This is a genomic window from Haemophilus parainfluenzae (genome assembly GCF_014931275.1).
Classification (GTDB): Bacteria; Pseudomonadota; Gammaproteobacteria; order Enterobacterales; family Pasteurellaceae; genus Haemophilus_D.
Window position 1 is genome coordinate 1,859,839 of the sequence record NZ_CP063110.1, and the last position, 23,670, is coordinate 1,883,508.

Sequence of the window (23,670 nt, forward strand, 5' to 3'; positions counted from 1 at the left end):
ATTAATGGCCTTCAAAATTCACTAAGGTGTAGCAATCAATGCCTAAATCACGTAAGCGTTTTTCGCCCCCTAATTCTGGCAAATTAATCACAAAGGCAGCATGTTTCACTTCACCACCTAAACGTTGAACTAATTTCACGGTAGCTTCAACTGTTCCACCCGTTGCTAACAAATCATCAATGATTAACACATTATCACCTTGTGAAATGGCATCTGTGTGCAATTCAAGGGTGTCTTGACCGTATTCTAACTGATAAGACTGTGCAATCACTTCACGCGGTAATTTGCCCGGTTTACGAACGGGGATAAATGGCAAGCCTAATGCTAATGCAACTGGCGCACCAAAAATAAATCCACGAGACTCAGTACCAATTACTTTTGTGAGTCCTTGATCTTTATACTTTTCAACGATCAAATCGATTGTGGCTTTAAAAGCCGCAGGCACTTCAAGTAAGCTCGTGATATCACGGAAAATAATGCCTTCTTTTGGATGATTTGGGATAGATTTGATAGAAGATTTGATTAATTCAAGTTGTTTGTTCATAAATAATTGCTCAAAAAAGAGTAAGAAAAAATCCTGTTTTTAGGCTCGCATTCTAGCATATAAAAATGCAAAAGTGCGGTGAATTTTGACCGCACTTTTGTAAATAAAATGAATTAATCTGGGTAAATATCTTCCCCGTCTTTTCGAGTACGAAGAAGCTGTAAAATCCAGACATATTGTTCGGGTGTTGGCGTAACGAAATACTCAATTTCTTCGTTCATCGCACGGGCTGATTGCTCAGGATCGTCGCTTAATTGCATCGGTGGGCGAATTTCCATTTCATACTTCCCATTCTTAGCGTTATAACGAGGGAACATTGGGATAACCACCGCTTTCGCTAATTTTGCCATTTTGTTTAATCCAGGAAGCGTGGCTTTATAAGTGGCAAAGAAATCCACAAAGACACTTTGCTCGGCACCAAAATCTTCATCAGGAAGATAATATCCCATTTGACCTTGTTTGATGTGTGCTAAAAACGGCTTAATACCATTTTGGCGAGCATGCATTTTTCCACCAAAACGCTGACGCGCTAAAGTCCACAACCAGTCCACCAATGGATTTCGGTGCGGGTTATACATTGACGTCATCGGCATGCCGTGTGTATGCAAAATAATGCCAGAGGCATCTATCGCCCAACCATGTGGCACCATCAAAATGATGTTATGCCCTTCGGCTTTGGCTTGTTTGATATGCTCAAGACCAATGAATTCACTGCGTTTTTGTAAATGTTTTTTAGAACGAATGGCAATTTCACCAATACCAAGCATGACTTGTGCGACCGTCACAAACATCTCTTCAATCACTTTTTCACGCTGCTCAGCCGTCCAATCTGGGAAACAGAGTTTCAAATTAATCTCGGCACGAATACGTGGTTTACCGATTTTTTTCGTCAGCGCACGAGCCAGTTTCTCGGCCATTTTATCGCGTAAACGAAATGGCACAAAAGCAAGTAACAAAAGCACAAAAATACCAAGCCAAATGCCCCAATTTTTCGGGTGCAAATATGACCATGAAAAATGTGGTTCATAGCCTGTTCGTGCCGTAATACGTAATTTTTTTTGAGAATCTGTCATAATCAATCGTTAAAAATGAAACCAACCTTGATCATACGCCATTTTTATTGTCATGATAAATGACACAATCACCACCATTGGTCTAATTAATTGTTTGCCTTTTGCCATCACCATTTTGGCGCCTAAATTTGCACCTATCAGACTTCCTGCCATCATCACTAAACCAACGGTCCAAATGACATGACCACCAATAAAGAAGAAAATTAATGACGCAAAATTTGAGGTTAAATTCATCACTTTAGCATGCGCAGTTGCTTTGGTGAGATTAAATCCAAGCAATGTGACACAAGCCAAGTTCATTAATGAGCCTACACCTGGTCCAAAAAAGCCATCATAAAAACCCAGCAATGAGCCAAAACATAATGCAAAAACAGCGTAAGAAATTCGTTGTTTGCGATCACTTTCGCCCAATTTAGGTGTCAATAAAAAGTATAAGCCGATCGCTAAAATAAGAAATGGAAGCCCTTTTTTAATTAATGTCGCATCTAAATTTTGAATGAGTAACGTACCAATCACTGAGCCGATAAAAATCATCAGTAAGATGAAAGAAAGCTCCGATAAATTGACCGCTCTTTTACGCAAAAAGTAAATACTTGCCGACAACGCACCGCCAAAAGCTTGTAATTTATTTGTACCTAATGCCATGGCGGGTGGCATACCTGTCATTAATAAGGCTGGGATTGTAATTAAGCCTCCGCCACCTGCAATCGCATCAATAAATGCAGCAATAAAGGCTGCTGCAAAAAGCATAGCTAAAATATCAATTCCAAATTCCATGATTAAACTCCTACTCTAACCATTCGCTACTATTTGGCGAACTCAACACTTGTTGGCATAAAAACGGTTCTGGTGGTGTCACTTTTGGTTTAGAAGCGCCTGAACCTGGTTTTGCGGGTTCAAACCAAGAATAAAGTTCATCGCCACAACCATCGCCTGCTGGTACAGGTGCTTGATCTTCACAATAAGCGGCATCTTTTGGACAAGCAATGCGCACGTGGAAATGTGAATCATGGCCAAACCATGGACGAATTTTGTGTAACCAAGCACGATCGTCTCCCGCAGTTTGACAAAGTTTTAATTTAATTGCTGGATTCACAAAAATACGGGTCACTTTGGGATCTTGCGCGGCCAGTTTGATTAACGTTGCATGATTGTTACTCCACACATTTTCATCAACACGTTGTGCTTGGCGATTCACCACGAGTAAGCCTTTTCCGTCAGAATTTAACGCTTCACTGTCTGTCATGGTACCCATGCGCAACCAAATATCCGCATCTAATCCCATTTGATGGCTTGCATGCCCCGTTAGAAAGCGGCCACCACCAGGCATAGCAATATCTCCAACTAACATGGTTGGTAAGCCTGCTGACTTCGCCTTTTGTCCAAGACGCTGTAAGTAGGCAATCATATCCGGATGACCATAATAGCGATTTTTATTCATACGAATGACTTGATAGCCCTCACCTTTATAAGGCAAAGGTTCAGCCCCGATAATACAACCATTCGAATAGCTACCAATTGGATTTGCCTTACCATCTGTTGCAGGAATTGGACGTTTAATTCGTTGCCAGTCTTGTGGCGAGGCTGTTGTTTGTAGCGAGAGAAAAGCGCTCCCTAAAACGACCGCACTTGAAAGTAATTTTGCTAAAGATTTATTCATAAGATTTCCTAAAACGAATTACCTTATCTTCAATAAAAGAAAAATAAGCTTAATTTAAAATAGTTATTTGCATTGTGCCTTAAAACGCAATAAATGGTCGAGTAACACAATCGCGACCATGGCCTCCGCAATGGGTACTGCACGAATACCCACACAAGGATCATGACGACCTTTTGTCACGACTTCTACGGGTTCTCCCTCTAAATTAATCGAGCGTCCTGGAATGGTAATACTGGATGTTGGTTTTAGTGCAATGGTCGCAATGATTGGCTGACCAGAGCTAATGCCCCCTAAAATACCGCCAGCATGGTTACTTTCAAAACCATTTGGTGTCATTTCATCACGATGTTGACTGCCACGCTGTTCGACTACTGCAAAACCGTCGCCTATCTCTACACCTTTAACGGCATTAATCCCCATTAAAGCATGGGCTAAATCGGCATCAAGTCGATCAAAAACCGGCTCGCCTAAACCAACAGGAACATTTTCTGCAATCACCGTTAATTTAGCGCCAATCGAATCGCCTTCTTTTTTCAATTCACGGATTAATTCATCAAATTTTTCAACCGCACTTTCATCTGGACAGAAAAATGGATTGCTATTCACTTTATCCCAATCAATTTTGCCGACAGTCTGTGGTGCAATCTTCACTTCGCCAATTTGGCTTAAAAAGCCACGCACTTCAATACCAAACTGTTCACGTAAATATTTCTTCGCAATCGCACCAGCAGCAACTCGCATCGCAGTTTCGCGCGCAGAAGAACGACCACCACCGCGATAATCACGAATACCGTATTTTTGTTGATAGGTAAAATCCGCATGTCCAGGACGGAAACGATCTTTGATATCACCATAATCTTGTGAACGTTGATCACCATTTTTAATGATCATTCCTATGCTGGTACCGGTTGTTTTACCCTCAAATACTCCTGATAAAATCTGTACTTCATCGTCTTCACGACGTGGCGTAGTGTAACGCGATGTACCCGGTTTACGACGATCTAAATCAGGTTGAATATCCGCTTCCGATAATTCAAGATTCGGCGGTACGCCATCTACGATACAGCCTAATGCTATACCATGTGACTCCCCAAAGGTCGTCACACGAAAAAGTTGTCCGATAGTATTCCCTGCCATATTTTCTCTCTTTAATTAATGATTTTGGGCTAATTTTGCCACATCAATAAATGGAATTTCCTCACCCGTATCTTTATTCTTAATAAAAATATCTAATTGATTGAATGCAATATCAATATTATTTTCTGCAAATAATTCATTCACACGACGATTAAGTGCATCAAGCGTATCATTTCGCTCAGACACTTGACCCACATAAACACGTAATTCGTGATCTAACGTACTTGCCCCAAAGGTTAAGAATAATGCTCTTGGTTCTGGATCTTTTAAGATGCTTGGTTGCTCATTTGCAGCTTGCAATAATAAACGTTTCACCAACTCTAAATCTGATCCATAAGCCACCCCAACGGATATAACCAAACGAGTAACGGTGTTAGATAATGCCCAGTTAGTCACTTGTCCGGTTACAAAGGATTTATTTGGCACAATCACTTCTTTTCGATCCGGATCGATCATCGTAATGGCGCGAATACGGATTTTCGCTACTGTACCTGTTACATCGTTAATTGTCACAGTATCACCCACACGAATTGGACGTTCAAATAATAAAATGATGCCGGAAACAAAGTTCGCAAAAATTTCTTGCATACCAAAACCGAGACCAACGGAAAGGGCGGCAAATAACCATTGTAATTTAGACCATGACATCCCAAGGGTAGAAAATGCCCATGCGCCACCCACTGCAACCAAGATATAGGTTAATAAGGTGGTAATGGTATAAGGCGTACCTTGTGAAAGTTTCACTCGGGAGAAGAGTAATATTTCTAAAATACCTTGAATATTACGCACTAAAATATAGGTAATCACAACAATGATTAACGCAACAATCAAGTTAAAGAGTGAAATCGTTTCGGTCACCACGCCCGCTTCAGTTGTTGAAGTTTGTTGCCACAAGGTAATATCACGCAAATAACTTACCACCGTAACTAAATCTGACCAGACATAATAAAAGATGACAAAAAGTGCGGTCCAAATAAAGAGATCGGCAAAGCGTAGTAACTGGCTACGCACTTCATTTAAGTCCAATCCCTCTTCTTGTTCGGTAATCACGACCACATCATCAGAGGCTGAAGCATCACTTGAATCTTGTTGTTTTTGCTGACGTTTTTCTTGTAAACGACGATAAGCTAAACGTCTTGATGCTACGGTGACACCACGATAAATTGTATGACGCACCAACGACCACACCACCCATGCAATGTAGGTATTAATAATATGCGTAATTAAATTTAAGGCGGTGTAATAATAGCCTAAAGCAATTAGTGCAATTAAAATAACAGGGACCAATTGCAATAAGATTCGTACAATTTTGAAAATGGTTCTATCACGCTTATCTGTTGTCGTTGAACTCAATGATTTTTCAGTACGAATAAAACGTGGTGCAATAATTACAATGCAGAAAAGCAAAGCAACAATGGTATTAATTTCACCCAATACGTCATTTGCTAAACCTGTATCCATGACATTACTGAAAATTGACGTATTCAGTAATAACACAACAGAAACAATAATACGTTTCGTGACGTCTTGTAGGCTCGCTGCACTCTCTTTAGTAAAACCAAAATGGCACACTAAAATACCATTCGGACGAAGAATAGCTAAGATAAAACTAAAGAACCACCAATAGCCCGCCATGCTAAGCGACCACTCCCAAAACTCTTGTGGATTTTTCACAAAGAAAAAGCCTAAAAGTTGGCAAGTCGCTAAGAACCACAGGGTGCCTGATAACGATAAAAGCGCCGTATAAAATAACGCAAGTGGCGTATGCCATTGGCTATCCGAACGAAGCGTGTTAATCTCACCATTAATCACAGCTAAGCGTTGTTTAATCGACTCTTTAAATTTAAAAATCAATCCACCAATCACAAACAAAATAAAGACGTAAGTGAGTAAATACGGCAAATTATCAAAGTTTGTCGGAAAGCCGATTTTCTTTCCAATGCCATCAAATTGTGCTTTGAGTGACATCGGTAATTTCTTGAACCAATCAAGATTAATTGGATTATTACTTTTTACCCAGAAACTTTGTTGGTCGAGTTTAGACTGAATCTGATCACTGATTTGAGTAATTTGCTGTTGGGTTAACTCTAAGGAAATCGCCAAATTCAATTGGTTATTCAACGACTTAATTAAATCTGACCCTACTTTACGACGTTCAGTGAGTAAATTGGTTAATTGTGTTTTTTCTGCCGGTGTAAACGATTTATTTTCATCCTGCTCTATTTTACTGATGTAAGCATCAATATCATAAAGCTCATTACGTTTCTGCGTAATATCGAAGATCTGTACACGCAAATCCGCAATTTGCTTTGAAAGACCTTGAATATTTAAATTGGTCGGTAATTTTTGTTTTTGTTGCTGAATAATGCGAGAAAGCACCAACGTGCCTTGTAACGCACTGATTTGCTCATCAATGGTACGCTGTGTCTGCGTCAAGTTATCCAATACATTTCGCATGCGCAATTCATCTTGCGTTAATGTATTGGTTTTCTCAGTTTGCTCAAGTAAATATTGGCTAAGCTGTGCATTCAAATTCAATTCTTTCTGAATCAACGGATTTTGCTCAACATTTTGGCTTTGTTGTTGTGCTTGCTCAACTTGGTTTTGTGTTTTAGCCAAATTCTTTTGATTAATCACGTCTTGAATGGCAGCAATTTGTTTCTGTAGCGCTTGAACACGCGCATTCAATAGCTCATATCGACTTTGATAAAGTACCGTCAACTGATCACTATTTTTTAATAGCACTTGATTATAGATATTTTTTAGTTCTATCAGTTGCAATTCAAGCTGAATTTGCTGTTTTAATAGCGAACTAGTTGTTGGGTCAGCCAATTTCTGATTCAATTCTTGCGTACGTTTAACATTATCTGTTAAGGCTGTTTGGGCGCGTTCGGATACAGCACTTTGCCCTGCAAGTTGTGCATTCACTGCACTTAATGCAGATTGAGCATCTTGTTGTTGATTGGTCAGTTTCTCAACCTGAGCCTGTAAAGTCGCTAAACTTTGCGAAGCATAATCGGTGTTATTTGGCGTGCTTAGCTGTTTTTTAAGATTTTGAAGATCGGCATTATTCTTCTGAATTTCAGAATCTGCATCAATAAGCGTATCTTGCAAATCGTTATTATTTTTTTGCTGTGTTTGAATTTGTTGCAAGAAATCAAGCGAAGCCTGGATTGTCGTGACGTTATTTGTTTTTTCATCACCATCTGGTAATTTTTGTGCCTCGGCTAATTCACTTTTTAGTGTTTTTTCCGTCGGTAAATCAGCATTATTATTCTCTGCCCAAACAGGCTGAGAAAGCGCCAGCGTAAAAACAAATGAAAGACCAAGTGCGGTCAAAACTCGAGAGATATTTTTCATTAAACTAACTTTCCTATTGTTGCGACAGCCAATCGGCGAGTGCTTTGCGAGAAATCTTTATTGCCCCTTGGATTAAATCCTGAGGGAGTTCATAGTAGGCAACGGGTTGCTTAAATCGCTCCAATCGCCCTTGTAAAAAAACGTTGAGAGATTCGACCGCACTTTCATTAAATGAGGTATGAAATTCAACAATTGCGACAGGGCGATGGCCAAATTCCTCATCATGTTTAGGTAAAACAAAGATTTGTTTCACCAAATCTGATTGTGCAATCACTTTTTCAATTTCTTCCGGCTGAATATTTTCACCACCGGAAATAAACATATTATCCAATCGGCCTTGAATGACTAATTCATCATCAAGCCATTGACCTTTATCTTTGGTTTGGAACCAGCCTTCGTGATTCGTGAGTGGATCTATACGTCCATCGCGCCAATATCCCATGGCAAGCCCTGCACCTTTTAACCAAACTTCTTCATTCATTAACTTAAACTCTCGACCAAGCAAAGGTTGACCTACACCAATTTTTCCATCCGATTGTTTAGCGAATACGGTAGAAGCCATTTCTGTCATACCATAGCCTGAATAGCTTCGAATATCTAATTCACTTAACATTTGGGTTAATTTTACAGGGATTTGTGTCCCACCTAATAACACGGCTTGTGTTTGAACTGGCTGAGGATGCTCCGTCAAATAATCAAACCAACGCTGTAATTGCGTTGGCACGAGAGAAACATGAGAAACTTCACCAATAGATTGATAAAAATCTTCTTTCGGTAGTACTAAAGTTGCTCCCGCATACAGCCAACGCCACACAATACCTTGTCCAGAAACATGATAAAGCGGTAAAGAAAGTAGCCATGATTGATCTTTGCCAAAATTCATTAAGGCACAAACGCCTTCTGCATTAGCTAAATGAGCAGACACATTATGCACCACCGCTTTAGGCAAACCAGTCGAGCCCGATGTTAGCGTCATCGTTGCCGCTTTTGTAAAATCAGCGTTATGTTCGGGTAATGCTTTAACAGCTAAATAATGAATATCTTCGGTTTGATAACAAAAATCCACCCCATATACTTGGCACAATTCTTCTCTTTTTTCTTGAGGAAATGCAGGATTGATACCTAAAATTTTTGCACCTAGCTGAATAACGGATAAATAAAGAAATAAGATCTTTTCTGAATTTTTACCACAAAAAGCAACCGCACTTTGCGCTGTCACACCTTGTTGTAAAAGAAAGGCTTCCACCTGATTAATTTTCTCAGCAAGTTCTGCCCAAGTAAAAGGATCGCCCTGCGAATTTCGCAACGCGATCTGATTTGCATATGCTGAATTTTGGGCAAATGCTTGCCAAGGAAATTTTTGCATCGAATTAGTTGCTAACGAAATAAGGGCGAACTTCGTCAATTAAATATTCCGGCAAATGCATAGATTGCATCGCCCCTTCTAGCATGAGCATCTTACGATTACTATTGGTATTGGTAATCACCCAATATGGTGTGTCAGGAATTTGTTTTGGTTTAGTGTGATTACCCGCCACTAGTAAAGTCCCTTCATCACGAGCAAAATACACACGAGTACGGCCTTGTAAGCTTTCAGTTGCCTGTGCAAAGCTTTCTGGATTGGTACGATAAAGCGTACGCAATATACTTAAAAAACGCACAACTGCTTTTGGCTCTTCTTTAAATTCAGCAGAATTCAAGAGAGCACGAACTTTATCAACAATGTGATTAATTGCTTCGTCCGATTGTTTCTTCACTACTTTTGGCGGCTCAACAGGTTCAACTTTTGGTTGAGATACTTCGGTTGTTTTTTCAGCTAAAACAGGCTCAGAATGCACCGCACTTTTTGTGTTTTCAGTTGATACGTCTGATTCAAAGAAATCAACCTTGCTTGTTGCATGAGCGGGTAAATTCAACAAACGGCGAAGAATATCAGAAGCACTTTCTCCAATAGACTGAGTTTGTGCAGCAATGTATTGATATAATTCTTCATCAACTTCAATTATCTTCATTTTTTTCTCTCCGTTTGCTAAAATTTTCACCCATTATAACGATTTCTAACCAAATTCTCACGCAAAATATATGTCATCTTCCCAATTATTAAACTATCAATTTCATCAAACAAAACAAGCAATTAATTCGCCTACCTTAGTTTTTATTCACGGCTTATTTGGGGATATGAATAATCTTGGGGGTATCGCCCGTGCATTTAGCGATAACTATAACATTTTACGTGTAGATTTACGCAATCACGGACAAAGTTTTCATTCAGAAACAATGAATTACGATGTCATGGCTGATGATGTATGGCAACTTATCGATCACCTTCAATTAGATAAAGTGATCTTAATTGGCCATTCGATGGGCGGAAAAACGGCAATGAAAATGACCGCACTTCAACCACAACGAGTAGAAAAACTCGTTGTAATTGATATTGCTCCAGTGGCTAATAGCAGTACGGGACATGATGATGTTTTCCGTGGTTTGTTTGCAGTGAAAAAAGCGCAACCACAAACTCGTCAACAAGCTAAACCTATTTTAGAAAGTGAAATTGCCGATCCTAGCGTGGTGCAATTTATGTTAAAATCTTTTGAGCCAACTTCAAGTGAATATTTTCGTTTCAATTTGACCGCACTTTTTGAGCATTATGCGGAACTGATGGATTGGCAGGAAGTTTATGCTAATACGCCTACTCTCTTTATTAAAGGCGGGCTTTCATCTTATATTAAACCTGAATATACAGAAATTATTCTAAAACAATTCCCGAATGCGACCTCTTTCACTATCAATGGTTGTGGGCACTGGGTTCATGCGGAAAAACCAGATTTTGTGATACGTGCAATTGATAGGTTTCTAAATAAGAATTAATCGTTTTAAATGAGAATTATTCTATTCAAATGAGAATTCATTTGTGGTATAGTTCGCACAAATTGTAGGGCTTTGCCCCTAATTTTTTTCTATTCACCTAATTTTATTTCAAAAGGAAAGAACAATGGCAGTTGTCGGTTTATTTTACGGTAGTGACACAGGTAATACAGAAAACATTGCAAAAATGATTCAAAAGCAATTAGGTAACGAACTCGTTGATATTCGTGACATTGCAAAAAGCTCGAAAGAAGATATCGAAGGTTATGATTTTTTACTTTTCGGTATTCCTACTTGGTATTACGGTGAAGCACAAGCTGACTGGGATGATTTTTTTCCTACCTTAGAAGAAATTGATTTTACTGACAAGTTAGTCGGTATTTTTGGCTGTGGCGATCAGGAAGATTATGCTGATTATTTCTGTGATGCGATCGGTACAGTACGTGATATCGTTGAACCACGTGGCGCGATTATCGTGGGCAATTGGTCAACTGATGGCTACACCTTTGAAGCATCAAAAGCATTATTAGACGACGGAAACTTTATCGGTTTGTGTATCGATGAAGATCGTCAACCAGAACTCACAGCCGAACGTGTAGAGAAATGGACGAAACAAATCTACGATGAAATGTGTTTAGCAGAATTAGCTTAACCATCAACCATCTCTATTTAGCAAATTAAGGGAACATTATGTCTGAAGAAAACATCAAATTACTCAAAAAAGCAGGGTTGAAAATCACCGAACCACGGCTGACTATCCTTGCATTAATGCAAGAACATAAAAATGAGCATTTCTCAGCTGAAGACGTGTATAAGATCTTGTTAGAACAAGGTAGTGACATTGGTCTTGCAACTGTATATCGCGTACTTAATCAATTTGATGAAGCACGTATTTTAATTCGTCATAATTTTGAAGGTAACAAGTCTGTTTTTGAACTTGCACCAACAGAACACCACGATCACATTATCTGTGAAGATTGCGGTAAGGTATTTGAGTTTACTGATAACATTATCGAACAGCGTCAAAAAGAAATCAGTGAGCAACATGGTATCAAATTAAAAGCACACAGTTTATACCTCTACGGTAAATGTAGCGATATCAACAAATGTGAAGAGAAAAAATAATTCTTGCTAAAAAACAAAAACCTTAGACCCAACGCCTAAGGTTTTTTATTATCTCAATCAAAAGTGCGGTCAAAATTGACTGCACTTTTTCCAATTTAAAAGAGAAAATTATTTTTTACCTAATTGTGGTAAAACGGAATCTTTCCCTGCAGTTAATAGACCTACTTGAGAGTAGATACTTAATTTTCCGCGTGTATCTGCTACATCTAAGTTACGCATGGTTAATTGACCAATACGATCGATTGGATCAAATGGTGCATTTTCCACTTTTTCCATACTTAAACGTTCTGCCGCATAAGTTAAGTTTGGTGATTCAGTATTTAAGATTGAATAATCATTACCGCGACGAAGTTCTAATGTCACTTCACCTGTAATCGCACGAGCCACCCAGCGTTGTGCAGTTTCACGTAACATTAATGCTTGTGGATCAAACCAACGTCCTTGGTATAACAAACGACCTAAACGTAAACCATTGATACGATATTGTTCAATAGTATCTTCATTGTGAATACCGGTGACTAAACGCTCATAAGCAATGTGGAATAATGCCATTCCCGGTGCTTCATAAATACCACGTGATTTTGCTTCAATAATACGGTTTTCAATTTGGTCTGACATGCCTAAACCATGACGACCACCAATACGATTTGCTTCTAAGAAAAGCTCTACTACGTTGTCAAATGTTTTACCATTTAAGGCAACTGGCACACCTTCTTCAAAACGAACAGTCACCACTTCTGGTTTCACTTGAACATTTTCATCCCAGAATGCTACGCCCATAATTGGTTTCACAATTTTAATGCCTGTGCTTAACTCTTCTAAGTCTTTCGCTTCGTGAGTTGCACCTAACATATTAGAGTCAGTTGAATAGGCTTTTTCTACCGACATTTTGTAGTCAAAACCATTTTCGATTAAGAATTTTGACATTTCAAAACGACCACCCAACTCATCGATGAATTGTTGATCTAACCATGGTTTGTAAATTTTTAAATTTGGGTTGGTTAATAAACCATAACGATAAAAACGCTCAATATCATTACCTTTAAAAGTTGAACCATCACCCCAGATATTGACATCATCTTCTTTCATTGCTGCAACAAGCATCGTACCTGTTACCGCACGACCAAGTGGTGTGGTGTTGAAATAGGTTGCTCCACCAGTAGAAATATGGAATGCACCACATTGAATAGCCGCAATCCCTTCATGGGCTAACTGCGCACGACAATCCACTAAACGCGCATTTTCCGCACCATATTCCATCGCTTTTTTCGGAATTGCATTGTAATCATCTTCATCGGGTTGACCTAAGTTTGCTGTATAAGCATAAGGTACCGCACCTTTTTGACGCATCCAAAGTAATGCAGCGCTGGTATCTAGCCCGCCTGAAAAAGCAATACCAACTTTTTGACCTTTAGGTAAATGTTGCAGAATCGTATTTGACATATTTTATTTCCTTCATTGTGGTTATGGTGAGTAAGTCTTTAAAAAGCGCGGTCAAAAATCACCGCACTTTTCTAACATATCATCGGGATTTGGATAACGATAAGAGAAGCCTAAATCTCGACAAATTTTATCTGCCATAATGATTCGTTTCGGATCCGAATCACTACAATCGAATTGTGGTATGGATAAATCATAAAATACCGCTGCTTTTGTGTAATATTCTGCTCGAGTAGGATGAATTGGCGCGCAAAGATGGTAAGTTCGCAATCCATTTGGATTCATGAGTAAGGTAGTAATAGCTTGAATGCAATCCTCTAGATGCACCAAATTAACAGGTGAATTACCCTGTTTTAAATTTCGTTTTCCTGCTAAGAATTTAACCGGATGGCGTTGTTTCCCAATTAATCCTGCAAGTCGAAGAATATCGCAATGAGATATTTCTGATTGGAATAAATACTGCTCGGCTTGTATCAGTGTTTTACCAATTTCTGTTTCAGCTGAAAGTTGAGAACTTTCATCAAATTGCCTCGAGATATCAGGAAAAACAGAAGTTGAACTGGTAAAAATCAAGTGCTGTACACCTTGTTTCTTTGCTTGATTAGCTAAAAAAGCAAGATGTTCACAATACTGTTGAGAAGAAAAACGGCTAGGTGGTAAGGTGATAATGAGAGCATCTACATTAAAAAGAGTGCAAATATGGTCTGGTAAATGCTTTATTTCATCAGAAAGAGAAAAAGGATAAGTTTCAATACCTAGCTGATGCAATTTTTGAGCATCCTCAGGGGATTGTTTTGATCCTTTTACACACCAACCAAGCTCTTTTAAGTGCAGCGCCAGCGGTAAGCCTAACCAACCTAAACCAACTATTGCAACAGATTTCATACTCTTTTATTTACAATATTTTATCCATAAAAATCCCTGCCATTCTAAAGCATAGCAGGGAGTTTGTTAATGTTATTTTGTTAATAAATCCAACGCCTCTTGATATTTAGCAACTGTTTTTTCAATCACTTCTTTTGGTACTTTAGGCGCTGGCGGTTGTTTATCCCAACCACTTTGCTCTAACCAATCTCGTACAAATTGCTTATCAAATGAGGGCGGATTTGTTCCTTCTTTATAAGTATCAACTGACCAAAAACGACTAGAATCTGGTGTTAATACCTCATCCATTAAAGTGAGCGTACCATTTTCATCTAAACCAAATTCAAATTTAGTATCACAAATAATAATGCCTTTAGTCAGCGCATATTTGGCAGCCTCAGTATAAAGTGCAATCGCTTTTTCTCTGACTTGTGCCGCTAACTCTGCGCCAATTGCTTTTTCACATTCTTCATAGCTAATATTGATATCGTGATTGCCCACTTCTTCTTTGCTTGATGGTGTGAAAATCGGCTCTGGTAATTTACTTGCCTCAACTAATCCTTCTGGTAATTTCAAACCACAAATGGTGCCCGTTTGCTTATAATCTTTTAGCCCGCTACCCGTTAAATAACCACGCACGATAGATTCAATTTTTATTGGTTTCAAACGCTTACATACCACTGCACGATCTTTCACTAAATCAGCTTCTTCTTTTGGTAACACATCATAAACTGAATCGCTAGTAAAATGAGTCGGCATAATATGGGCTAACTTATTGAACCAAAAATTGGAAATTTGAGTCAGAATTTCCCCTTTGCGTGGAATAGGATCATCTAAAATCACATCAAATGCAGACAAACGGTCACTGGCGACCATTAACATCCGTTTATCATCGATCTCATAAAGATCACGCACTTTTCCCGAATAGATTTTTTTTAGACTAAGTTGTGTCATTGCTTGCACCTTTTATTATAAGAATAAAAAATCGGCACGTATTATACCTCATTTCTTACGCAAACGTTTGCTTTTTTATCAAAAATTTTTAAAGAAAAGAAATTACAGAGTCATACACCTAAATAAGCTATAGATAACAAAAGAAAAACAATTTAATTTGAGCTCAATCTGAAAATCAGCGACAATACACCATTATTTAAAACAGAAGAAACAAGACAAATGAGTTATCCATTAGAAGAAGTGAATAAACGTCGCACATTTGCGATTATTTCCCACCCTGACGCGGGTAAAACCACCATCACCGAAAAAGTATTGTTATACGGCAATGCCATTCAAAAAGCAGGCTCAGTAAAAGGTAAAGGCTCTGCACAACATGCAAAATCTGACTGGATGGAAATGGAAAAACAACGTGGTATTTCCATTACGACTTCCGTGATGCAATTCCCTTACAATGAGTGCTTAGTGAATTTATTGGATACGCCGGGGCATGAGGATTTCTCGGAAGATACCTACCGTACTTTGACGGCTGTGGATAGCTGCTTAATGGTTATCGATTCTGCAAAAGGGGTTGAAGAACGTACCATTAAATTAATGGAAGTGACCCGTTTACGCGATACGCCAATTATCACTTTCATGAATAAACTTGACCGTGATATCCGTGATCCAATGGAATTATTAGATGAAGTGGAAAGCATATTAAAAATCCATTGTGCGCCAATTACTTGGCCGATTGGTTGCGGTAAATTGTTTAAAGGGGTTTATCATTTATATAAAGATGAAACCTATCTTTATCAAAGTGGACAAGGCTCTACTATTCAAGAAGTACGAATCGTGAAAGGCTTAAATAGCCCTGAATTAGACGCTGCCGTAGGTGATGACTTAGCCCAACAACTGCGTGATGAATTAGAGCTAGTAAAAGGTGCAAGTAATGAATTTGATTTAGATTTATTCTTAAGTGGTGAATTGACGCCTGTCTTTTTTGGTACTGCATTAGGTAACTTCGGTGTCGATCATTTCTTAGATGGTTTAACCGAATGGGCACCTGCACCACAAGCTCGTCAAGCTGATACCCGTAAGGTTTCAGCAGAAGAAGAAAAATTCACTGGTTTCGTGTTTAAAATCCAAGCTAACATGGATCCAAAACACCGCGACCGCGTGGCTTTCCTACGCGTAGTTTCTGGCAAATATGAAAAAGGCATGAAACTTAAACACGTGCGTATTGGTAAAGATGTGGTTATTTCTGATGCGCTCACCTTTATGGCGGGAGATCGTACCCATGCCGATGAGGCCTATGCTGGTGATATTATCGGCTTACACAATCATGGCACAATTCAAATTGGCGATACCTTCACACAAGGTGAAGATCTGAAATTTACCGGCATTCCAAACTTTGCCCCTGAATTATTCCGTCGCATTCGTTTGAAAGATCCGCTTAAACAAAAACAATTGTTGAAAGGCTTAGTACAACTTTCTGAAGAAGGTGCTGTGCAAGTATTCCGTCCATTAAGCAATAATGATTTGATTGTTGGCGCGGTCGGTGTATTACAGTTTGACGTGGTTGTTTCGCGTTTGAAATCTGAATATAACGTTGAAGCCATTTACGAAACGGTCAACGTCGCAACGGCTCGTTGGGTGGAATGTGCGGATAACAAAAAATTTGAAGAGTTCAAACGTAAAAATGAGCAAAACCTAGCATTAGATGGTGGGGATAATCTCACTTATATCGCACCGACTATGGTAAACCTAAACCTTGCACAAGAACGTTATCCTGATGTGACCTTCTTTAAAACAAGGGAACATTAATTGCAATACGAAGTGCGGTCAAAATTTATAGTGAATTAAGTACCGCACTTTATGAGAAATAAAATGAAAAAACGACACTTCATCTGTATCGTTCTTATACTAGTTGTTGCATTCAGCTGGCGATGGCGTAATGTTTGTCGAGATATGGAATATTCGATGAACTCGACTAATCATTGTGTAAACCACAGTTTTCCAAAATTCAAGCGTAATATTTCTGTTTGTGCAGGTTTCATTCCTAATGGGTTTTCACTTAATTTGGGTTATCGTGCCACAGTTTTTGTGTTTGATCTTAATAAGAATTTGCTTGGCTTTTACGATCTTGGCGAAGAATACATGGATGGAATAGGAGATAAGTCTGGTCCATACGTCGATGAAGACACTTTTGATCTTGGCTTACTGGGACAAGGTAGTGAATTTGATACAACACCATGGTTTCATCGCCGATTAGAAGCAAAACTTATCGAGAGAATGTGTAAATAATATTTTAAACAAAAATAAAACAAAGTGCGGTTAAATTTAATCGCATTTTTTATACAAAAGAAATTGAAAAATAAGATGGCTGGGGTACTAGGATTCGAACCTAGGGATGCCGAGATCAAAACCCGGTGCCTTACCGCTTGGCGATACCCCAACTACTATTTGACTGCAAGCTGATAAATGGTGCGGGACGAGGGACTTGAACCCACACACCTCTCGGCGCCAGAACCTAAATCTGGTGCGTCTACCAATTTCGCCAGTCCCGCAAACTTGGTGGCTACAGCGAGATTCGAACTTGCGACCCCAACATTATGAGTGTTGTGCTCTAACCAACTGAGCTATGTAGCCATCATTTGCTTTACCTTATCGGCTTTGCGGGGCGTATTATCCTGATTTGACCTATTCTCGTCAATCATTTTTTTGCAAAAAACGGATTTTTTGATTTAGTTGATTATAAATAAAACGCTTTTGCTATTTTTTGTTCACATCAAGAACGGAGATCATTCCAACAAAACGCTTCCAATGCAAGGTGTTAAATTGCCCTGGAATGTACCAATTAGATATTGTTCCATCAAGATATAAGGCGTCATGACAACCTATTTTCAGCAAACCTTGGCTTAAGGTATAAAGGTTAGGCTCACCTTTTATCGTCATCAAGAAAAGTAATTCATTTTGCTTCGTCAAACACACTGCATTGCGCTTATGATAGCTTTCTAGGCTAGCTCGAAATTGCGGATTCATTTTTCCATGAATAATCAACATCGGGCCTGATTGCAATGCAAAATCTGGTTTGAGTTTGCTTTTTTGATACGCAGCGGTTGTTAAAATATAGGGTTTATTTCCAGCAATGGCAAACACGCCATTAGGCTGCACATGGAAATTACCCTTACCTGATTTTGTATTTAACGCATTGAGCTCTTTTCCTTGCTCAATCCATAATCCTGCAGGCACATTATTCATGCTATAAATGCCTGCATTCATGACCATTTTCACGTTATAGCTATCTTCTAGGGCATTTTTGAGGCGCGTTAAACTTTGATAATCGTTACCTTCAGCATCTTTCCAATGTAGCTGCACTTCTTCAGGTTTAGCTTGGAAAATCCCGTAAGTAATATTGCCATCATTAAAGGTTCGATATTCAGCTAGGGCTGATACACTCATCAGTAGCGATGAGCCACCTAAAAGTGCGGTCAAAAATCTAATCGTTTTTTTCATTTAAAGGATGGGTTAAATGCAAAGCATTGGAAAAGGCATGCAAACCTTCCGCATTACCGGATTTCATCATGGCTTGCATGGTTTGGGTTGGTGCATGAATGAGTTTATTCATTAATTTATAACTTAATTCTTGCAAAATTTTTTCAGCATTCTCACCTTGTTGAATTTGGTGTAAGGCTTTTTCGAGTAATTCTTGTCGAGTATTCTCCGCCTCATCACGATAATGACGAATCAAATTAGAGAACTGATGAACCTTCAACCACTCGAAGAAATCCGTGCATTCTTGTGTAATGATGTCTTGCGCTTGCTCTGATGCTTGCTCACGTTGAGAAAGATTGCGTTGAATAATATCTTGCAAATCATCTACGGTGTAATGATACACACTTTCTAATTCCGAGACGTTTTCATCAATATCACGCGGCACCGCAATATCCACCATCAAAGTCGGTTTAAATTGGCGTGCTTTTTCCGCAATTTCAGCCATTGCTTTGGTGATTAAAACATTCGGACTGCCTGTTGAGCTGATAACAATATCCGCTTGATTTAGTGGTGTTTGCAACTCATCGAGAGAATACACTTCTATCGGTGTATTAGATGCTAAGTTTTCCACCAACTGTTCAGCGCGAGATAAAGTGCGGTTAGCAATCATCAATTTTTTTACACCATGGCGTAATAAATGACGGCTTACCAATTCAATGGTTTCCCCTGCCCCAACGAGCAAAATTTGTAATTCACGTAAAGATTCAAAAATTTGACGTGCCAAACTACAAGCTGCATAAGCCACCGATACAGCGCTTTCACCAATATTGGTTTCAGTGCGTACACGTTTTGCTGTAGCAAAGGTTTTTTGGAACAAACGAGAAAGCGTGCTTGAAAGCGGAATATTCGCCGCTTGATAATAATCTTCACTGATTTGGAACGCTTGTTTCACCTGTCCTAAAATTTGCGGCTCACCCAAAATTAATGAATCCAAACCACAGGCCACTCGCATTAAATGATTCGCTGCTTGTTGATTTTGATGTGTGTAAATACTCTTATTTAATTCATCGACAGAAAGCTGATGAATATTAGCAAACCAATTTGTACAGTTCGTTTGCCATTGCTTACACTCTTGGGGTGAAATTTGACGATGGTGAAGATAAATCTCTGTACGGTTACAGGTAGAAAGAATAACCGCACTTTCTGCCAAATCTTGTTGGTGAATTTGTTGTAAGGCAAGCTGCCGCTTTTCTTCAGAAAAAGCGACTTTCTCACGAACAGCAACAGAAGCCGTTTTATGATTAATGCCAAGAACAAGAAGGGTCATAAAAACCTAATAAAAACAACCGCACTTTTATGAATAGGCGGCTTAAGTAGAAAGTAAAAGTTTCGCTATTTTAATGAATTGTTGAGAATTGAGCAAATTTCAAGAGAAAAAACTCAAATAAATAACTAAAACGAGTTAAAACTTATCTTTAGCTAAACGCCATTGTGTAAATTCGTCTAAATTTTTTGCTTGTAAAAACGGGTTAATTTGTTTCTCTAATCCAATTGTTGTCGGCAAACTCGGCTTGCCCTCTGCCCGATAACGCTCCACTAAAACACGTTGATTTTCAATCGCACTTTTATCTGTCAATACGGTTTCCGCAAAAGCTAAATTGCCCAGCGTATATTCATGAGCCGGGCAAACCACGGTTTCATCTGGTAATTGGTTAAAACGTTGCATAGATTCAAACATTTGAGCAAAATTTCCCGTGAATACGCGTCCACAACCACCAGAAAATAACGCATCACCGCAAAATAGATGCCCATCCACCAAATAACTGACATGCCCTGCCGTATGACCACCGCTTGGCAAAACTTCAATATGATAATGTGCCGTATTAATCACACCACTATCCACGATATTGGTTGCCCCTTTATTTGCACATTCTGTTGGACCGAAAACAGGCACATTGGGATAATACTGCTTAAACTCCGCGACACCTTGCACATGATCATCATGATTATGGGTTAATAACACCGCTTCTACGTCTAACTTATGGGACTCTAAGTACGGAATTAAACGGGTTATTTCTGGGATATCAATCACAATTACGGGAAAATTTTCTCGTCTATAAAGCCAAATATAGTTATCATTGAACGCAGGAATAGGAGCTAGCATAAATTACCTTATGAAAATAGGATTAACATTGAATTGGAAAGCCAAATGGCACAAACCACTTCTTTCACCTGAAAGTTGGCAAGCGTTACCGCAAGGTGAAACCTATTGTAACGTATTAACCGATTATTTTGCCCAATGGACACCAAAAATTTTAGGCTATCAAATTCTGAAAGTCGGCGCCTTAAGTGGCGAAATCGCCTTTGACTTGCCTTTACGTCACCAAATTGTATTAGCTGAAAAAACAGCGTATTTTCCTACCGCACTTTTAAATGAAAGTGATAGCTTACTCCAAGCATCGCCATTAGCCTTGCCTTTTATTGAAAAAGAAATGGATGCCTGCTTGTTGGCAAACACCTTAAATTTTGCGCAAGATCCTCACCAAATATTGCGTGAAGCTCATCGTGTTTTAAAGGATGATGGCTGGATTTTCATCACGTTATTTAATCCGATGAGTCCATTACTTTTCAAACCGAAGTTAGGTAACTTCAAATTCCGACAATATGCTACTTGGCGAGTCATTGACTGGTTATCGTTATTAAATTTTGATGTGATTACAGAAGAAAGGCTATCTATAAAACAAGAAAAGACCACGCTCTGCTCTCCGCTCACCGTGATCATCGCCCAAAAACGAACCTATCCCTTAACACTGAATCCGGAGAAAGCACGGTCAAAAATGCCGGCGTTTTTAGAGCCGGCAGGTGCATTTAAAGAAATCAGAACAGAATGATTATTCTGTCACTTCTTTGATTACTGCTGAAGATGCATTATTCATTACAGACTCAACGCCTTTTTCTGCTGCAGCTTGAGAAGAATAATATTGGCTACGGCCAATTTCTTGGTGGTTAGCCGCTTTTAAAATGAAGTAAGGTTTGTCATTTTTCGCTACGCGATATTCAAAGTTTTTCGCATCCACACCATTTTTTTGTACTGAAGCAATACCGTTTTCAGCTGATGCTTTTGTTTTATAAAGTTCGCTAGTTAAAATAACTTGTCCGTTTGCTGCTTTTAAGTTGAACATAAATTGTCCGTCTTTAGCCACTTTTAATTCATAAAATCCTTGAGCCATAATGTCTCCCAATTGATTGATTTGTTTATAATTTTACCTACACAGAAAATGCCTTTCTGCGCCAGGCTAATTTACCCTTAAAAATAAAGGAAAACAAGAGCTAAAGCGTATAAATTTTATGCTTGATTAGCCCACTAAACTCCCCTATGATGCGGGAGCTTTTTATAACAGGAACAATTATGACTGAACAAACATTTATTCTCGGCAAAGATGCCGCACTTGAAGACAGTATTTCAAAATTTCAACAAAAATTGACCGCACTTGGTTTCAATATCGAAGAAGCCTCTTGGCTTAATCCTGTACCAAATGTCTGGTCTGTACATATTCGTGATAAGGATTGCCCACAATGTTTTTCTAACGGTAAAGGTGCAAGCAAAAAAGCAGCGCTAGCCTCTGCATTAGGTGAATATTTCGAACGTCTTTCCACCAACTATTTCTTTGCCGATTTCTATTTAGGGCAAGAGATTGCCAATGGCGATTTCGTCCATTATCCCACTGAAAAATGGTTTCCAATTGAAGATGAAGCCCTTTTACCAAAAGGGATTTTAGATGATTATTTATGGGATTATTTCGATCCAAATCAAGAACTAACCCCTGAATTGCTTGTGGATCTGCAATCCGGTAATTACGATCGCGGTATTGTCGCGATGCCTTATGTGCGCCAATCCGATCAAGAAACCGTCTATATTCCACAAAGTATCATTGCGAATTTGTACGTCTCTAATGGGATGTCCGCTGGTAACACAAAAAATGAAGCACGCGTGCAAGGGCTTTCAGAAGTTTTTGAACGTTACGTAAAAAATCGTATTATTGCAGAAGCAATCAGTCTTCCTGAAATTCCAAAATCTGTGATGGATCGCTATCCATCCATTCAAGCCTCTATTGCAAAATTAGAGGAAGAAGGCTTCCCAATTTATGCCTTTGATGCGTCACTAGGTGGCAAATATCCTGTCATTTGTGTTGTGTTGCTTAACCCAAATAATGGCACTTGCTTTGCTTCTTTTGGTGCACATCCAAACTTTCAAGTGGCATTAGAGCGTACCGTAACGGAGCTTTTACAAGGTCGCAGCTTAAAAGATCTCGATGTATTCTCGCCTCCATCATTCAATAATTATGATGTGGCGGAGCATGCTAACCTTGAAACACACTTTATTGATTCTAGCGGTTTAATTTCTTGGGATTTATTTAAAAATACGCCAGATTATGAATTTGTAGATTGGGATTTCTCAGGTTCAACGCAAGAAGAATATGAAAACTTGATGGCAATCTTTAATGCAGAGGAAAAAGAAGTCTATATCATGGATTACAACCATTTAGACGTTTACGCTTGCCGCATTATCGTACCAGGCATGTCTGATATCTATCCTGCTGATGACCTCATTTATGCCAATAATAATATGGGTATGGACTGGCGTGAGATCTTATTGGATCTACCACACCATCATCATGATGCTGAAACTTATGAAGAATTATTAGCAGAATTAGATGAGCAAGATATTGACGACGCTACACGCGTTCGCGAATTTATCGGTATCGTTGCACCAAAAGCAAGCGGTTGGACAACATTACGTGTTGGTGAACTTAAATCCATGCTTTACTTAGCATTAGGTGAATTAGAATTAGCCTTAGATTGGGCAAACTGGACGATGAATATGAACAGCTCTGTATTTACACCAGAGCGTGCAAATTACTATCGTGCCTTAATCAGCATCATTGAATTGCATTTAGACAATACTCGCGATCCACAACAATATCGCACTGTATTTGAAAGAATGTATGGCAAAGAAGCTGTTCAACAAGCTTGGGCGGCAGTAGCAGAAAAAGGTAACCCGTTCTATAACTTGCCAGCCAGCGATGAAACGCTTGAAAACTTCAAAGAACACCAAGCTTTACTTGGTGCTTATGCGAAATTACAAAAAGCCAAACGAGAAAATTGGAAATAGG

Annotated in this window: 22 protein-coding genes and 3 tRNA genes; 7 read left to right on the top strand and 18 right to left on the bottom strand. The window is 39.0% G+C overall.

The features are described 5' to 3' along the window. Position 1 precedes the first annotated feature (1 nt). The 8 genes from apt to seqA all read right to left on the bottom strand — a co-directional run bounded on the left by apt (position 2) and on the right by seqA (position 9,786). Positions 2-544, bottom strand: coding sequence for an adenine phosphoribosyltransferase (apt, locus tag INQ00_RS08950; protein ID WP_005698770.1), 543 nt, complete (start codon positions 542-544; stop codon positions 2-4). Positions 545-657: 113 nt separating this feature from the next. Beyond that, on the bottom strand, positions 658-1,617 hold the full coding sequence (gene lpxM, locus INQ00_RS08955) for a lauroyl-Kdo(2)-lipid IV(A) myristoyltransferase (protein ID WP_197546833.1): 960 nt from the start codon (positions 1,615-1,617) through the stop codon (positions 658-660). 9 nt (positions 1,618-1,626) lie between these two features. Beyond that, positions 1,627-2,394 carry a TSUP family transporter gene (locus INQ00_RS08960; RefSeq protein ID WP_197546834.1) on the bottom strand — a complete coding sequence of 256 codons (768 nt, stop codon included), beginning with the start codon at positions 2,392-2,394 and terminating at the stop codon, positions 1,627-1,629. Positions 2,395-2,404: 10 nt separating this feature from the next. Then, a complete protein-coding gene (gene mepA, locus INQ00_RS08965; RefSeq protein WP_197546835.1) occupies positions 2,405-3,277 on the bottom strand; it encodes a penicillin-insensitive murein endopeptidase in 873 nt (290 codons plus the stop codon). Between the two features lie 63 nt (positions 3,278-3,340). After that, positions 3,341-4,414 (bottom strand): chorismate synthase, encoded by a 1,074-nt coding sequence (gene aroC / locus INQ00_RS08970; RefSeq protein WP_197546836.1) that lies wholly within the window; start codon positions 4,412-4,414, stop codon positions 3,341-3,343. A 15-nt stretch (positions 4,415-4,429) separates the two neighbouring features. Continuing rightward, complete coding sequence (gene mscK, locus INQ00_RS08975) at positions 4,430-7,774, bottom strand: mechanosensitive channel MscK (protein WP_197546837.1); 3,345 nt, start codon at positions 7,772-7,774, stop codon at positions 4,430-4,432. Positions 7,775-7,787: 13 nt separating this feature from the next. Next, positions 7,788-9,140, bottom strand: coding sequence for an o-succinylbenzoate--CoA ligase (menE, locus tag INQ00_RS08980; RefSeq protein WP_197546838.1), 1,353 nt, complete (start codon positions 9,138-9,140; stop codon positions 7,788-7,790). Between the two features lie 4 nt (positions 9,141-9,144). Then, the gene (gene seqA / locus INQ00_RS08985) at positions 9,145-9,786 is read right to left on the bottom strand and encodes a replication initiation negative regulator SeqA (RefSeq protein WP_197546839.1); all 642 of its coding nucleotides are present in this window, start codon (positions 9,784-9,786) and stop codon (positions 9,145-9,147) included. A gap of 70 nt (positions 9,787-9,856) precedes the next feature. Between seqA and INQ00_RS08990 the strand changes: the two genes are divergently transcribed. The 3 genes from INQ00_RS08990 (at position 9,857) to fur (ending at position 11,764) form a co-directional block, all read left to right on the top strand. Then, positions 9,857-10,642 (top strand): alpha/beta fold hydrolase, encoded by a 786-nt coding sequence (locus INQ00_RS08990; RefSeq protein WP_197546840.1) that lies wholly within the window; start codon positions 9,857-9,859, stop codon positions 10,640-10,642. Positions 10,643-10,766: 124 nt separating this feature from the next. After that, on the top strand, positions 10,767-11,291 hold the full coding sequence (gene fldA / locus INQ00_RS08995; RefSeq protein ID WP_049370273.1) for a flavodoxin FldA: 525 nt from the start codon (positions 10,767-10,769) through the stop codon (positions 11,289-11,291). Positions 11,292-11,329: 38 nt separating this feature from the next. Next, complete coding sequence (fur, locus tag INQ00_RS09000) at positions 11,330-11,764, top strand: ferric iron uptake transcriptional regulator (protein ID WP_197546841.1); 435 nt, start codon at positions 11,330-11,332, stop codon at positions 11,762-11,764. Between the two features lie 108 nt (positions 11,765-11,872). Here the strand turns inward: fur and argG are convergent, their stop codons facing one another. The 3 genes from argG to INQ00_RS09015 all read right to left on the bottom strand — a co-directional run bounded on the left by argG (position 11,873) and on the right by INQ00_RS09015 (position 15,022). Continuing rightward, complete coding sequence (gene argG, locus INQ00_RS09005) at positions 11,873-13,207, bottom strand: argininosuccinate synthase (RefSeq protein WP_197546842.1); 1,335 nt, start codon at positions 13,205-13,207, stop codon at positions 11,873-11,875. A gap of 51 nt (positions 13,208-13,258) precedes the next feature. Continuing rightward, positions 13,259-14,089: an SDR family oxidoreductase gene (locus INQ00_RS09010; RefSeq protein ID WP_197546843.1), complete on the bottom strand. Its 831-nt coding sequence runs from the start codon at positions 14,087-14,089 to the stop codon at positions 13,259-13,261. A 72-nt stretch (positions 14,090-14,161) separates the two neighbouring features. Then, on the bottom strand, positions 14,162-15,022 hold the full coding sequence (locus INQ00_RS09015) for a phosphoribosylaminoimidazolesuccinocarboxamide synthase (protein ID WP_197546844.1): 861 nt from the start codon (positions 15,020-15,022) through the stop codon (positions 14,162-14,164). 219 nt (positions 15,023-15,241) lie between these two features. Here INQ00_RS09015 and prfC point away from each other — a divergent pair, with 219 nt between their 5' ends. Together prfC and INQ00_RS09025 are read left to right on the top strand one after the other, a co-directional pair. Continuing rightward, on the top strand, positions 15,242-16,825 hold the full coding sequence (gene prfC / locus INQ00_RS09020; protein ID WP_197546845.1) for a peptide chain release factor 3: 1,584 nt from the start codon (positions 15,242-15,244) through the stop codon (positions 16,823-16,825). A 63-nt stretch (positions 16,826-16,888) separates the two neighbouring features. Beyond that, positions 16,889-17,305 (top strand): hypothetical protein, encoded by a 417-nt coding sequence (locus INQ00_RS09025; protein ID WP_126471759.1) that lies wholly within the window; start codon positions 16,889-16,891, stop codon positions 17,303-17,305. Between the two features lie 76 nt (positions 17,306-17,381). Here INQ00_RS09025 and INQ00_RS09030 read toward each other — a convergent pair. The 6 genes from INQ00_RS09030 to gloB form a co-directional block, all read right to left on the bottom strand. Beyond that, positions 17,382-17,456, bottom strand: a tRNA-Gln gene (locus INQ00_RS09030). A gap of 27 nt (positions 17,457-17,483) precedes the next feature. Next, positions 17,484-17,568, bottom strand: a tRNA-Leu gene (locus tag INQ00_RS09035). A gap of 5 nt (positions 17,569-17,573) precedes the next feature. After that, positions 17,574-17,650 (bottom strand) — tRNA-Met (locus INQ00_RS09040). A gap of 123 nt (positions 17,651-17,773) precedes the next feature. Beyond that, on the bottom strand, positions 17,774-18,517 hold the full coding sequence (locus INQ00_RS09045) for a phosphodiester glycosidase family protein (RefSeq protein ID WP_197546847.1): 744 nt from the start codon (positions 18,515-18,517) through the stop codon (positions 17,774-17,776). Next, positions 18,501-19,823, bottom strand: coding sequence for a glutamyl-tRNA reductase (gene hemA / locus INQ00_RS09050; RefSeq protein ID WP_111315456.1), 1,323 nt, complete (start codon positions 19,821-19,823; stop codon positions 18,501-18,503). The genes INQ00_RS09045 and hemA overlap by 17 nt, the downstream gene beginning before the upstream one ends. 135 nt (positions 19,824-19,958) lie before the next feature. Next, positions 19,959-20,660 (bottom strand): hydroxyacylglutathione hydrolase, encoded by a 702-nt coding sequence (gloB, locus tag INQ00_RS09055; RefSeq protein WP_197546848.1) that lies wholly within the window; start codon positions 20,658-20,660, stop codon positions 19,959-19,961. Positions 20,661-20,670: 10 nt separating this feature from the next. Between gloB and INQ00_RS09060 the strand changes: the two genes are divergently transcribed. Next, the gene (locus INQ00_RS09060; RefSeq protein WP_197546849.1) at positions 20,671-21,387 is read left to right on the top strand and encodes a class I SAM-dependent methyltransferase; all 717 of its coding nucleotides are present in this window, start codon (positions 20,671-20,673) and stop codon (positions 21,385-21,387) included. Here INQ00_RS09060 and INQ00_RS09065 read toward each other — a convergent pair whose 3' ends face one another. Next, positions 21,388-21,726, bottom strand: coding sequence for a YegP family protein (locus tag INQ00_RS09065; protein ID WP_049381360.1), 339 nt, complete (start codon positions 21,724-21,726; stop codon positions 21,388-21,390). Positions 21,727-21,905: 179 nt separating this feature from the next. Here INQ00_RS09065 and ycaO point away from each other — a divergent pair, with 179 nt between their 5' ends. Beyond that, positions 21,906-23,669 (top strand): 30S ribosomal protein S12 methylthiotransferase accessory factor YcaO, encoded by a 1,764-nt coding sequence (gene ycaO, locus INQ00_RS09070; RefSeq protein WP_197546850.1) that lies wholly within the window; start codon positions 21,906-21,908, stop codon positions 23,667-23,669. Position 23,670: the final 1 nt, after the last annotated feature.

Bases quoted from the DNA above. Each gene is read 5' to 3' on its own strand.
- argG (WP_197546842.1), bottom strand. From the start codon at position 13,207: ATGTCAAATACGATTCTGCAACATTTACCTAAAGGTCAAAAAGTTGGT.
- INQ00_RS08960 (WP_197546834.1), bottom strand. From the start codon at position 2,394: ATGGAATTTGGAATTGATATTTTAGCTATGCTTTTTGCAGCAGCCTTT.
- ycaO (WP_197546850.1), top strand. From the start codon at position 21,906: ATGACTGAACAAACATTTATTCTCGGCAAAGATGCCGCACTTGAAGAC.
- hemA (WP_111315456.1), bottom strand. From the start codon at position 19,823: ATGACCCTTCTTGTTCTTGGCATTAATCATAAAACGGCTTCTGTTGCT.
- INQ00_RS09010 (WP_197546843.1), bottom strand. From the start codon at position 14,089: ATGAAATCTGTTGCAATAGTTGGTTTAGGTTGGTTAGGCTTACCGCTG.
- menE (WP_197546838.1), bottom strand. From the start codon at position 9,140: ATGCAAAAATTTCCTTGGCAAGCATTTGCCCAAAATTCAGCATATGCA.
- INQ00_RS09060 (WP_197546849.1), top strand. From the start codon at position 20,671: ATGAAAATAGGATTAACATTGAATTGGAAAGCCAAATGGCACAAACCA.
- mscK (WP_197546837.1), bottom strand. From the start codon at position 7,774: ATGAAAAATATCTCTCGAGTTTTGACCGCACTTGGTCTTTCATTTGTT.
- fldA (WP_049370273.1), top strand. From the start codon at position 10,767: ATGGCAGTTGTCGGTTTATTTTACGGTAGTGACACAGGTAATACAGAA.
- lpxM (WP_197546833.1), bottom strand. From the start codon at position 1,617: ATGACAGATTCTCAAAAAAAATTACGTATTACGGCACGAACAGGCTAT.
- INQ00_RS09065 (WP_049381360.1), bottom strand. From the start codon at position 21,726: ATGGCTCAAGGATTTTATGAATTAAAAGTGGCTAAAGACGGACAATTT.
- aroC (WP_197546836.1), bottom strand. From the start codon at position 4,414: ATGGCAGGGAATACTATCGGACAACTTTTTCGTGTGACGACCTTTGGG.
- INQ00_RS09045 (WP_197546847.1), bottom strand. From the start codon at position 18,517: ATGAAAAAAACGATTAGATTTTTGACCGCACTTTTAGGTGGCTCATCG.
- gloB (WP_197546848.1), bottom strand. From the start codon at position 20,660: ATGCTAGCTCCTATTCCTGCGTTCAATGATAACTATATTTGGCTTTAT.
- seqA (WP_197546839.1), bottom strand. From the start codon at position 9,786: ATGAAGATAATTGAAGTTGATGAAGAATTATATCAATACATTGCTGCA.
- apt (WP_005698770.1), bottom strand. From the start codon at position 544: ATGAACAAACAACTTGAATTAATCAAATCTTCTATCAAATCTATCCCA.
- INQ00_RS09025 (WP_126471759.1), top strand. From the start codon at position 16,889: ATGAAAAAACGACACTTCATCTGTATCGTTCTTATACTAGTTGTTGCA.
- mepA (WP_197546835.1), bottom strand. From the start codon at position 3,277: ATGAATAAATCTTTAGCAAAATTACTTTCAAGTGCGGTCGTTTTAGGG.
- INQ00_RS09015 (WP_197546844.1), bottom strand. From the start codon at position 15,022: ATGACACAACTTAGTCTAAAAAAAATCTATTCGGGAAAAGTGCGTGAT.
- fur (WP_197546841.1), top strand. From the start codon at position 11,330: ATGTCTGAAGAAAACATCAAATTACTCAAAAAAGCAGGGTTGAAAATC.
- prfC (WP_197546845.1), top strand. From the start codon at position 15,242: ATGAGTTATCCATTAGAAGAAGTGAATAAACGTCGCACATTTGCGATT.
- INQ00_RS08990 (WP_197546840.1), top strand. From the start codon at position 9,857: ATGTCATCTTCCCAATTATTAAACTATCAATTTCATCAAACAAAACAA.